Genomic DNA, 12,304 nt, shown 5'->3' with positions numbered 1-12,304 from the left:
TAATAAGATATGCAGGTTACTTCACCCGTACGCGATCCGCTTATTACCGGCGGTAAGACTTACAAGGACGTCACCAATGATATTGCCAGGCATGTAGAAGGTAAGCCAACGAAAAGTTGGCTGATTGGATTGGCAGTTTCTTTGACTGTTCTTTTAATAGGCAGCTTGGCTCTGGTTGCTACCCTTTGGGAAGGAATAGGAATGTGGGGACTTAATAAAACTGTAGGCTGGGCCTGGGACATTACCAACTTTGTATGGTGGGTAGGTATAGGTCACGCTGGTACCCTTATTTCAGCAGTATTGTTGCTCTTTAGACAAAAGTGGAGAACATCCATTAATAGAGCAGCAGAAGCCATGACGATCTTTGCTGTAATTTGTGCGGCAATCTTTCCGTTGTTCCATATGGGAAGGCCATGGATAGGAGCCATTTGGGCGCTTCCATTGCCTAACACTTATGGTTCATTGTGGGTGAACTTTAATTCTCCCCTACTATGGGATGTATTCGCCATTTCTACTTACTTCTCCGTATCGCTTGTCTTTTGGTATATTGGGTTGATTCCTGATTTTGCTACCATTAGAGATAGAGCTACAGGGTTAAGAAATACCATATATGGTGCCTTGAGTTTCGGATGGGATGGTGGTGCAAAAACCTGGATGAGGTATGAAAGTGTTTCGCTTATCCTTGCAGGGCTTGCAACTCCTCTGGTACTTTCCGTACACACGATTGTATCCTTTGACTTTGCTACTTCCGTAATACCAGGATGGCACACTACTATATTTCCTCCTTATTTTGTGGCAGGAGCCATTTTTTCAGGATTTGCCATGGTGCTGTCCTTGATGATCGTCACCAGAAAGGTATTTAAGTTGGAAGACTATATCACGATGGGCCATATTGAATTGATGAATATTGTAATCATCATTACTGGTTCTATAGTAGGTATTGCCTATATCACGGAGTTCTTTATCGCGTGGTATTCGGGTGTAGAAGCTGAACAATATGCATTTATAAACAGGATGTTTGGTCCTTACTGGTGGGCTTACTGGTCTATGATGACCTGTAATGTGGTTTCCCCGCAATTGTTCTGGTTCAAAAAAATCAGAACGTCTATTGTGGCTACTTTTATTCTATCCATAGTGGTGAATATTGGGATGTGGTTTGAGAGGTTTGTGATTATTGTTACCTCTTTGCACAGAGATTATCTTCCTTCTTCATGGGTAATGTTTTATCCTACCATTACAGATGTTGGAATATACCTATTCACTTTCGGATTTTTCTTTACCTGTTTCTTGTTGTTTGCCAAATTCTTCCCAGTTATCAACATGGCAGAGATCAAATCAGTATTAAAATCTTCATCTGAAAAAATAATTAAATAATCATGGAAAGAGATAAGAACTTTATCCTGGGGATCTTTGATGATGAGGACATTCTTAAGAATGCTGTCAGAGAGATTAGAGCTGCAGGAATTAAAATACATGAGGTGTTTTCCCCATATCCAGTTCACGGATTGGAAGATGAATTGGGATACAAAAAAAGCCGATTGCCAATAGCAGCATTTCTTTTTGGAATGCTTGGAACTACCTTGGCATTGACCATGCAGTTTTATATGATGAAATTTGATTGGCCAATGATTATTGGTGGTAAAGACCACGCTGCTTTTCCTGATTTCATTCCGGTAACTTTTGAATTGACAGTTTTGATAGCAGCTTTTGGAATGGTGGGCGTTTTTATGATCAGTAGTAACCTTAAGCCATGGGGACAGCCTAGGATTTTTGATCTCAGAAGTACAGATGACAAGCACGTTATGGCCATTGATATCGCCAATAATGCCGCTGTAGATTTGGAAATAATTAAAGGTGCTCTGAAAAATTCAGGGGCAACGGAGGTGAACAGTAAAAGTTTTGATTAAGTAATCTGTAGCAAATGAAAATTATATCATCAATATATTCAATAGCTGTAATCGGGGTATCACTAGGGCTTGCTTCATGCAGCGCTGAGGGTGATTATCCAGGTACGGAATATGCTCCTCAGATGTATCATTCAGTTCCTTATGAAGGCTTAAGCCAGATCACGAACGAAGAAGAAGGGCAATGGTTATCCACTCGAGAGGATGGAAAAGGTGAGTTCTTTAACAGCAATACAAATAACCCGAATAGAATGAATATGCGGGAGCCTGTAGCCAACACTGTTCCAAGAAACAAAGAAGGCATTTTGCCTTATAGGTTAAAAGTAGCTGACCTGGAAGGAGCCAATTCTATTCAAAATCCAATCCCTCTTACCGATGAAGTATTGGCTGATGGGAAAAGGTTGTTTGTCCAATATTGTTCTCCATGCCATGGAACTGGCGGAGAAGGTGACGGAAAAGCGGGAATGGTAATAGGTGGTGTTGCAAATCTAAAAGGTGGTGCTTATCTAAATTTATCTGAAGGCCATATTTTCCATGTGATTACTCATGGTAAAGGTAGAATGCGCTCCCACGGTTCGCAGATTACTGCTGACAGAAGGTGGGAAATTGTACACTATGTTAAACAAGAAATTCAGAAGCAATAATGGCACAGGCAAGCAACTACAATTTGGATCAAAAATTTGATTTTACCGCTTCGGTAAAGAAAGTGATTTTCATACTTGGTGGTATCGGTGCGCTTTTATTGGTATTCGGTATTATAATGGCGGCTACTGGTGGACATGGACACGGAGAAGAAGGTGGACATGCTTTTCATTGGACGCAAAGGTTATATGCTAACCTTTGGATTAATAATGTGTATTTCACAGGAATTGCCATTATAGGGGTATTCTTCTTTGCTATTCAATATGCTGCTCAGGCAGGTTGGTCTACGGCCTTACTTAGGATTATGTTGTCCTTTGGCTATTGGCTGCCAATTGCTGCAGTTTTAATGCTGGTTACATTCTTTATAGCCAACCATGACCTGTTTCATTGGACACATAGTTATGTTTTTGACAAGGCAGGTGATCATTACGACAAAATCATTGATGGAAAAGGAAGTTTCTTTTATTGGCCAATGGCAAAAGGTACCTTCCCGATATTTTTTATCGTTCGTATGGTGTTGTTTTTTGGCTTTTGGGTTTTCTTTTTCAATAAACTTAGAACGCTTTCTAACGAAGAGGACATTCATGGAGGCACATCATATTGGTACACCATTAGAAAATGGTCTGCAATATTTTTAATCTTCTTTGCCGTTTCTTCCTCTATTAGTGCTTGGGACTGGGTAATGTCTATTGATACACACTGGTTTTCAACATTGTTTGGTTGGTATGTATTTGCCTCTTGGTTTGTGGCAGGTTTGTCTGCCATTACATTAGTAACCATTTTCCTAAAAGAAAGGGGATATTTAGAAATGGTCAATCAAAACCATATCCATGATCTTGGAAAGTTTGTTTTTGCTTTTTCTATTTTCTGGACTTACATATGGTTCTCTCAGTTTTTGCTGATCTATTATGCCAATATACCTGAAGAGTCTGTCTATTTTATAGAAAGACTTTCGAGTGATGTGTATGGATCTTACATATTTATAAATCTTATATTAAACTTTGCCTTACCATTTTTGGTTCTAATGACAAGGGATGCTAAAAGGCATAATATTTTCCTGAAGGTTGTGTGTACCTTCATTATCCTTGGACACTGGGTAGACTTCTTCTTGATGGTTCAGCCAGGTACTCTAGGACATAATGGTGGCGTAGGTTTGATGGAAATTGGAATGTTGTTGGTTTATGCGTCAGCTTTTGCTTTTGTAGCATTGTCTAACCTTGCCAAACATAATCTTATTCCGAAGAACCATCCGATGTTAGAGGAAAGTTATCATCATCACATTTAATTTAATTCCGAAACAGTTATAATTATGTACGGATTTCTTATTTCAATAGGTGTAGTACTCCTGATCATGGTGATCTGGATGGTATACAGAATTCAAACCCTGATTTCGGTCGCTAAAGGGTCTGATAAAAAAATTGCTACTACCAGTAATAAAGTAAACGCCATTTTGTTCATGGTTTTCCTTATCGGAATTGGTGGCTGGATGGTTTGGTATTCGATTAAAGAATTTGACAACTACCAGTTGCCTATAGGTTCAGAACATGGTGTTGTTACAGATAGGTTGTTTTGGATAACAATGGCTGTAACTGGTTTTATCTTTATTCTTACTCATATCTTATTGTTCTGGTTTAGTTACCACTATAGATACGATGAAAAGCGAAGAGCAGCATTTTACCCCGACAACAATAAGTTGGAGATTCTTTGGACGCTTGTACCTGCTGTAGTGTTAACCATTTTGGTTATATCTGGATGGAAAGCCTGGTCTGATATCACTAGCCCAGCGCCTGACAATGCGCATGTAGTGGAGATTATGGGATACCAATTTGCCTGGGACGTTCGTTATCCAGGAGCTGATCAACAAATGGGAAGCTATGATTATCGGCTTACTTCAGCTACCAATTCCAGAGGTATAGACTTTACCGACAAAAATTCTTTCGATGATTTTCCTTCGCAAAACATTGTAATCCCTAAAGGAGAACCCGTATTGTTCAATATAAGGGCAAGAGATGTATTGCATTCAGTTTTTGCACCACATATGCGATTGAAAATGGATGCTGTACCTGGTATGCCTACTAGATTCTGGTTTGTCCCTAACAAAACCACCGAAGAAATGAGGGCAGAGTTGGGTGATGAAACGTTCGAATATGAATTGGCTTGTGCTGAAATATGTGGCAATGGTCATTTCACAATGAGAAAAGTGATCAGGGTTGTTGAACCTGAGGAATATAGAAAGTGGTTTGCTGAACAAACTCCTTTTATTAAGAGTAATCCTGATCTTGTAGCTGACCTTCCTGTAGAACTAAAGGAACTGGCTGAGATTTATATTAATGAAGAATAAATTAGCGAATAAATTATAAATACCATGGCAGTAGCAAACGTTTCAGCTCATGATGCAGCATCTACACATGATGATCATGACCATGAGCACCACGATAACTTCATAACGAAGTATATATTTTCCACTGACCATAAGATGATTGCGAAGCAATATCTTGTGTCTGGTATATTCTGGGCATTTATCGGTGGTTTTCTTTCTGTATTATTTAGGTTACAGTTAGGTTTTCCTGATATGGACCTGTCTTTCCTTAGACCTATATTGGGTGGATGGATTGATGCTACCGGAAAATTAGATCCTACCTTTTATCTGGCTTTGGTCACAATGCATGGAACCATAATGGTGTTCTTTGTATTGACAGCAGGTCTTAGTGGTACTTTCTCCAACTTTCTAATTCCTTTGCAAATTGGAGCCCGAGACATGGCTTCAGGATTTATGAACATGCTGTCCTACTGGTTTTTCTTTCTTTCCGGTGTAATAATGTTCATTTCCTTATTTCTTGAAAAAGGACCTGCAGGGGGTGGCTGGGTAGTTTATCCGCCATTGTCAGCCCTTGAGCAAGCGATTCCTGGATCAGGTATGGGAATGACCCTATGGTTAGTTGCTATGGTTTTCTTTATTGCTTCCTCATTGATGGGGGGTATAAACTATATCACTACCGTAATCAACCTTCGAACAAAAGGGATGTCTTTTTCCAGGTTGCCACTGACTATCTGGGCTTTCTTCCTTACGGCAGTTATTGGATTACTTTCTTTCCCTGTATTGTTTTCTGCGGCCTTATTGTTAGTCTTTGACAGAAGTTTTGGGACTAGTTTCTACCTTGCTGATATCTATATTGGTGGTGAAGCCTTGCCGAATACAGGAGGTAGTGCTGTATTGTACCAGCATTTGTTCTGGTTCCTGGGGCACCCTGAAGTATACATTGTGCTATTGCCTGCTTTAGGGATTACTTCTGAAGTCATTGCGACGAATTCAAGGAAACCTATTTTTGGCTACAAAGCCATGATCATATCTATGTTAGGTATTACCATCTTGTCTTTTGTGGTATGGGCGCATCACATGTTTGTGTCAGGTTTGAATCCATTCCTGGGCTCAATATTCATGTTCCTTACTTTGATTATCGCCGTTCCATCTGCTGTAAAAGTGTTTAACTACTTAACCACTTTGTGGAGAGGTAACTTGAGATTTACGCCTGCCATGCTATTTTCCATTGGTCTGGTTTCTTTCTTTATATCAGGAGGTTTAACAGGTATATTCCTTGGTAATTCCGCTATTGATATTCAATTACACGATACTTATTTTGTAGTGGCTCATTTTCACTTAGTGATGGGTGCCGCTTCATTCTTCGGGATGTTGGCAGGAGTGTATCATTGGTTTCCAAAAATGTTCGGCAGAATGCTGGATGAAAAATTGGGATACGTCCATTTCTGGCTCACATTTGTTGGGGTATATCTAGTATTCTTCCCCATGCACTATATTGGGATTGCAGGATTCCCAAGAAGGTATTACAGCTGGACCAGCTTTTCCTTTGCAGACATGTATACTGATTTGAATATGTTTGTATCTGTGGCAGCAATAATTACTTTCTTTGCGCAGTTCATCTTCGTATTTAACTTCTTCTATAGCATGTATAAGGGTAGAAAAGCCAGTGCTAATCCATGGCATTCAAATACCCTAGAGTGGACTACACCGATAATTCCTGGGCATGGTAACTGGGTGGGAGAAATTCCTTCAGTTTACAGATGGCCTTATGATTATAGTAAACCTGGATCAAAAGAAGATTTTATTCCTCAAACTGTTCCACTTTCTGCTACTCCTGAATCTAATCTTCCTCATGAGGCAAAACTTGTCCAATTGGAAAAAGAAATAATGGCTGAAGAAGGAGAGGTATTTGTAGCTAATGAATCAAAAGAATCTTAATAATATTAACAGCTTCCGTAGTGTTTGTTTCATCACTACGGTGGCTGTTTTCCTACTTATTTTGATTGGGGGTGTAGTTAGAAGTACGGGCGCTGGTATGGGTTGTCCTGACTGGCCAAAATGCTTTGGTAGTTGGGTTCCTCCGACATCAGAAGATCAACTTCCAACAAACTATCCTGAGATATATGTTACCAAAAGAGTTGAAAAAAATGAGCGTTTCGCTTCTCTTTTAACCACTCTTGGATTTGACCATTTGGCTGAGGAAATAAGGAACGATGAAAGTATTCTTGTTCAAGAACCTTTCAATGCTACTAAAACCTGGATTGAGTATTTAAATAGACTTGCAGGGGCTATTATTGGATTGCTTATAATATTGACGTTGATTTATTCCTTTAAGTTGAAGTCTGTTGATCCAAAAATAATGTGGCTTTCATTCCTTTCATTGATTCTAGTGTTGTTTCAAGGCTGGTTGGGCTCAATAGTAGTTTCTACTAACCTTCTTCAATGGATGATAAGTGTCCATATGATTGTAGCTCTTTTTATGGTTTGCCTTCTTCTGTACATTTATCATTTGTCAGGTAGATATGCCAGCAAAATAGAACGATCGGATTTGCCAATTGAAATTTCTACCAAGTATCGTTGGATTCTTGGTTTGGGTATATTGTTAATGGTTATACAAATAATCCTTGGTACCCAGGTAAGGGAACAGATTGATATTATAGCTGGTAATTCGGCTTATTTGAATAGGTCATCATGGATAGGGGAATTAGGACTGACTTATTATGTTCATAGGACCTATTCATTGGTTATTTTAGGCTTGCATTTATTTATTGGTTATAAGTTATTCCCTTACAGGGATCAAAATAAGAAAATGACCAACCATTATGTATTGCTGATGTCATTGTTTGTGGCGGTTATTCTTTCCGGTGCAATTATGGCTTATTTTGGAATACCCGCATTCATACAACCTTTGCACTTATTCTTGGGTTCGTTGATTATTGGGTTTCAATATTTTATTTGGCTTGAATTAGGGCAAAGCGAAAAAGCCCCTATAAATATTGCTTTATCATGAGTACTCTAGGTTTATCAGAAAAATTATTGTGGGAAAGTGTTACCGTGAGGTTTAAAGCCTATTTGGAGTTAATTAAATTCAGATTGTCTGCCTTGGTTACCTTCTCGGCTGTCTTTGGTTTCATTTTGGGACACCATGGTCAGACTTTCTCTTGGAGTGGTTTTATTGGATTTGTTATAGGTGGTTTCCTAATTAGTGGAGCATCTGGAGCAGCCAACGAAATAAAAGAGAGAGATTTTGATAAGTTAATGACAAGGACTAAAACACGTCCTCTTCCAATGGACGTTATATCCGTAAGAGAGGCTTATTGGTTCGCTGTTATTACTGCTGTTTTGGGCATTTTTCTCCTGGCTTATTTCACTAATATGTTAACCACTGGTTTAGGTATCCTAAGTATGGTGTTGTATGTATTTGTGTACACACCACTTAAAAGGGTAGGACCAATAGCTGTACTGGTTGGAGCCATCCCCGGAGCAATGCCTCCTTTGTTGGGTTGGACAGCTGTAACAGGAAGTATTTCCTATGAAGCCTTGATTATTTTTGGGATTCAATTCATCTGGCAATTTCCCCATTTTTGGGCAATAGCCTGGGTAAGTGATGAAGATTATAAAAAGGCAGGTTTTAAATTGCTTCCTTCTGGAGGTCAAAAAGACCTTAACACCGCAATTCAGATAATGATTTATACTTTATTTTTGCTGCCTCTTGGACTTCTGCCTACCTATTTCGGGCTGACAGGTATAAACTCCGGAATTGTGGCTACCATTTGTGGCGTATTGTTTTTGGCACAGACCTTTTCTTTAATGAAAGATTGTTCAAGGAAATCTGCCCTGAAAATCATGTTTGGTTCATTTCTGTACCTTCCTATCACACAAATTGCCTACTTATTAGATAAAGTGTAACATGGAAGAAAATTTAACATTTATCGAAGGGGCAGAACAGCCGCTAGCCATGCATCCAAAGAAATTTGCTCTTTGGTTGTTTATTGTAAGTGTGGTGATGGTTTTTGCTGGGATGACAAGTGCTTACATCGTAAGACAAGGCGAAGGCAATTGGCTTGAATTTGACCTTCCCAATGTCTTTTGGTATACTTCAGGTATAATCATTTTATCAAGCCTGAGCTTACAATGGGCCTATTCGGCTGCTAAAAAGGATAATTTTAATAATATTAAAATAGGTCTGCTTATTACCGTTATTTTAGGAATCGCATTTCTGGTTGGACAATGGTTCAGTTGGGAAGCCCTTGTGGCAGAAGATGTGTATTTTGTGGGGAATCCATCCGGTTCTTTCATGTATGTTTTTACGGGCTTACATGCAATACATCTTATTAGTGGTGTGATATTTCTAATAATTGTATTAATTTCGGCTTTAAGGAATAAAATTCACTCCCAAAAATTAGCACAACTTGAAATGTGTGTGACCTATTGGCATTTTTTGGGAGGTCTATGGCTTTACCTGTTTATGTTTTTGCTTCTAAATCATTAAAATATAAGTTAATTTACTAATTATGTCTTCGACTGCTATTGAAATTCAATCAAAAAGAGGCGTTTGGGGTGGAGGTAACGAACCACTAAAAGCGAGCTATGGTAAGCTCATGATGTGGTTTTTTCTCCTCTCAGATATTTTTACCTTTACAGCCTTCCTTATTACTTATGGTGCCATTCGGGTGAGTTATCCTGCTTACGCTGGAGAAGTTGCTGATTTCGTGAGTTCGAATGAACATTGGCCCATTCCGGAAATGATATTTGATGCTGTACCTTTTGTTCATGGTGGGCATTTCCCACTTGTCTTTGTTGGGTTGATGACTTTTATCTTGATTATGAGTTCCGTGACAATGGTTCTTGCAGTTGAGGCTGGACATCGAAATGACAAAAATGATGTGGTTAAATGGATGCTTTGGACACTTCTAGGAGGGATGACCTTCCTTGGTTGTCAAGCCTGGGAATGGACCCACTTTATTCACGGTACAGACGAAGGAGTTATTATGACTTATGTCAACTCATTCAATAATGTAGTGACGGAAACTGTCTACGGCGCCAATTTGATTGTCAATGAATATGGCCCTGCACCTTTTGCGCAATTGTTTTTCTTTATTACTGGTTTCCATGGTTTTCATGTTACCATAGGTGTTTTCTTGCTGTTTTTAGCTTTTTATCAAGCGGCTGTTGGTGTATACGAAAACCGAGGTCATTACGAAATGGTGGAGAAAATAGGCTTGTACTGGCACTTTGTAGATTTAGTATGGGTATTTGTATTTACCTTTTTCTATTTGATCTAAAAATATAAACTTATATTATAATGGAACACGTTAATAAAAATGGGATGGAAGTAATTCCAAGAGATCCTGCCAAAATTAAAAAAATCTGGCTTACTGCCTTGATTTTGTTAGTAATTACTTCCGTGGAATTTGTATTGGCATTTACCATGGAGCGAGGTTTGTTATTGTACTTCATCTTCATCGTTCTGACGATTGTTAAAGCGAAGTATATCATGTTGGAGTTTATGCACTTGGGTGAAGAAGTTAAACCTTTGTTTTATGCGATTATCGTCCCCCTTATTTTCTTGGTTTGGCTGATTATAGCCTTGATGAAAGAAGGAGTAGAGATTTTTGGTGTGCGATGGTAATACCATTTGAGAAATATTAAAAATTGAATGGTTGAAGGGGAATCTTCAACCATTTTTTTTGTTGTAGTACTGTATGAAAATGTTGCGAGTTATTCAGGTGCTGGTGTTGATCTGTGTATTGATGATACCGGTTTTAATAATCCTATTTTTAAGGGGGTTCTCTACCAATCAATATGATATTCCAATCTTATATCAAAATGGTGTTGATGATCCCTTTGGCCAATGTGATTTTAAGGATAGCACCCAACATTACATCCCCGATTTCACTTTTACCGATCAATTGGGAAGAAGTGCAGGCAAGAAGGAAATGATAGGGAAGATCACTATTGTAGATTTTTTCTTTACCAGTTGTCCTAGTATCTGTCCTGTTATGTCAACTGAAATGGAAAGAGTTCAGGACGTATTCCGAAATGAAGACAAAGTACAGATATACTCAATTAGCATTGACCCTGAATACGATAGCAAGGAAGTTTTATTAGACTATGCCAATGAACATTCAGCAAGAAAAGACAAATGGTTTTTTCTAAATGGGCCAATGGAAGAAACCTATGATTTGGCAAGGTGTGGGTTTATCCTTCCTACTATAAGTGGTGGAGCTGTACCTGAAGATTTTGTGCATAGCGATAAATTTGTCCTCGTAGATGGACTTGGACGGATTAGAGGTTACTACAGTGGAACCAAAAGGGAAGGGGTGGATCAATTGATTTTAGAAACAAAAATACTGCTTCATGGAAAAGAATAGTTTAAATAAGAAAAGTAACGAAAAAGCTATTTATAAATGGATAACGGTTATTTCAATATTGGTACCGGTAGCTGTTGCTGTACTTTTATTTATGCCTTCAAAGGTTAATATTGAAAAAGAATGGGTTTATTTTTTACCGCATTTGAATGCAGTAATAAATTCATTTGCATCCCTAATGCTTCTTTTAGGTCTTTTTTTTATAAAAAATGGCAAAATTGGATGGCATAAAATGTCCATGTCCGTTGCTTTTGGGCTAGGGGCAATATTCCTTATTAGCTATATTATTTATCATTCTACAGCCGAAAGCACTTCTTTTGGTGGTGAAGGTTGGATAAGATGGGTCTATTATTCCCTTCTTATAACGCATATAATTTTGGCCGCTGTGGCTTTGTTTCCTATTCTGCTTGCTTATTATTATGGAATGACCGGAAAGTATGAGAAGCATCGTTCAGTAGTCCGATACGCCTTTCCAATATGGCTATATGTTACTGTATCAGGGGTAATTGTGTATTTGATGATAAGTCCGTATTACACGCATTAGGGAGCATATGTCCTAAAATTTGTCTATATTTAAACAAAGGTTGAACCAAACCGTTTACATTTAAAATGAAAAAATCTTTCAAATTTCTTTTGGGTGTTTTCCTTATGTTAGGGTTTTCTGTACAAACTACTTTGGCGCAATGTGCCATGTGTAGGGCGACGATTGAAAACAATGTCAGTAATGGGGATACTACGGTAGGGGCCACATTAAACCTCGGAATTCTTTATCTTTTTGTTGCTCCCTATGTATTGTTAAGCGTTTTAGGCTATGTATGGTATAAAAACGCCAAAAGAAAAAAAAGACTTTCATTGTAGCCATTTCTTTTAAATCGTTCACTTGTTTTTGAGAATTGCCATGCTAAACCTATTCAATTTTTGCAAAGCCATTTTTTGAAATTATCTTATACTTGTGTTATGCAATAAGATTTTAGAAAACCTGTTACTGTTCTTTATTTAGAGGGATTATAACAATTAATGGTTGGTCTACAGCATAAAATGGCTATAACTTTCAAAGTGCTACTATT

General features: G+C 38.3%; 14 protein-coding genes. All 14 read left to right on the top strand.

What is annotated here, in order from left to right:
- Nucleotides 1-9 precede the first annotated feature (9 nt).
- The 14 genes from nrfD to AC0L7T_RS25640 all read left to right on the top strand — a co-directional run bounded on the left by nrfD (nt 10) and on the right by AC0L7T_RS25640 (nt 12,095).
- On the top strand, nt 10-1,374 hold the full coding sequence (gene nrfD / locus AC0L7T_RS25705) for an NrfD/PsrC family molybdoenzyme membrane anchor subunit (RefSeq protein ID WP_473339465.1): 1,365 nt from the start codon (nt 10-12) through the stop codon (nt 1,372-1,374).
- Nucleotides 1,375-1,376: 2 nt separating this feature from the next.
- Entirely contained in the window at nt 1,377-1,907 is a 531-nt protein-coding gene (locus AC0L7T_RS25700) for a DUF3341 domain-containing protein (protein ID WP_473339463.1), read from the top strand.
- Between the two features lie 14 nt (nt 1,908-1,921).
- A complete protein-coding gene (locus AC0L7T_RS25695) occupies nt 1,922-2,548 on the top strand; it encodes a c-type cytochrome (RefSeq protein ID WP_473339461.1) in 627 nt (208 codons plus the stop codon).
- The gene (locus tag AC0L7T_RS25690) at nt 2,548-3,831 is read left to right on the top strand and encodes a quinol:cytochrome C oxidoreductase (protein ID WP_473339459.1); all 1,284 of its coding nucleotides are present in this window, start codon (nt 2,548-2,550) and stop codon (nt 3,829-3,831) included. Before AC0L7T_RS25695 ends, AC0L7T_RS25690 begins: the two co-directional genes overlap by 1 nt.
- Before the next feature lie 24 nt (nt 3,832-3,855).
- On the top strand, nt 3,856-4,887 hold the full coding sequence (locus tag AC0L7T_RS25685; RefSeq protein ID WP_473339458.1) for a cytochrome c oxidase subunit II: 1,032 nt from the start codon (nt 3,856-3,858) through the stop codon (nt 4,885-4,887).
- A 24-nt stretch (nt 4,888-4,911) separates the two neighbouring features.
- Entirely contained in the window at nt 4,912-6,804 is a 1,893-nt protein-coding gene (locus tag AC0L7T_RS25680) for a cytochrome c oxidase subunit I (protein WP_473339457.1), read from the top strand.
- Nucleotides 6,785-7,876: a COX15/CtaA family protein gene (locus tag AC0L7T_RS25675; protein WP_473339456.1), complete on the top strand. Its 1,092-nt coding sequence runs from the start codon at nt 6,785-6,787 to the stop codon at nt 7,874-7,876. Before AC0L7T_RS25680 ends, AC0L7T_RS25675 begins: the two co-directional genes overlap by 20 nt.
- Entirely contained in the window at nt 7,873-8,775 is a 903-nt protein-coding gene (gene cyoE / locus AC0L7T_RS25670) for a heme o synthase (RefSeq protein WP_473339454.1), read from the top strand. Before AC0L7T_RS25675 ends, cyoE begins: the two co-directional genes overlap by 4 nt.
- 1 nt (nt 8,776) lies before the next feature.
- Nucleotides 8,777-9,358, top strand: a complete 582-nt coding sequence (locus tag AC0L7T_RS25665; protein WP_473339453.1) for a cytochrome c oxidase subunit 3 — start codon at nt 8,777-8,779, stop codon at nt 9,356-9,358.
- 22 nt (nt 9,359-9,380) lie between these two features.
- A complete protein-coding gene (locus AC0L7T_RS25660) occupies nt 9,381-10,151 on the top strand; it encodes a cytochrome c oxidase subunit 3 (RefSeq protein WP_473339452.1) in 771 nt (256 codons plus the stop codon).
- Nucleotides 10,152-10,171: 20 nt separating this feature from the next.
- Nucleotides 10,172-10,498 (top strand): cytochrome C oxidase subunit IV family protein, encoded by a 327-nt coding sequence (locus AC0L7T_RS25655; protein WP_473339449.1) that lies wholly within the window; start codon nt 10,172-10,174, stop codon nt 10,496-10,498.
- A gap of 73 nt (nt 10,499-10,571) precedes the next feature.
- Complete coding sequence (locus tag AC0L7T_RS25650; protein WP_473339448.1) at nt 10,572-11,240, top strand: SCO family protein; 669 nt, start codon at nt 10,572-10,574, stop codon at nt 11,238-11,240.
- Entirely contained in the window at nt 11,227-11,781 is a 555-nt protein-coding gene (locus AC0L7T_RS25645; protein ID WP_473339446.1) for a DUF420 domain-containing protein, read from the top strand. Before AC0L7T_RS25650 ends, AC0L7T_RS25645 begins: the two co-directional genes overlap by 14 nt.
- 65 nt (nt 11,782-11,846) lie before the next feature.
- Nucleotides 11,847-12,095 carry a hypothetical protein gene (locus tag AC0L7T_RS25640; RefSeq protein ID WP_473339445.1) on the top strand — a complete coding sequence of 83 codons (249 nt, stop codon included), beginning with the start codon at nt 11,847-11,849 and terminating at the stop codon, nt 12,093-12,095.
- The last annotated feature ends 209 nt before the right edge of the window (nt 12,096-12,304 follow it).

It is taken from the genome of Cyclobacterium sp. 10D3-21 (assembly GCF_055809755.1).
This window is presented reverse-complemented; position numbering and strand designations above follow the sequence as displayed.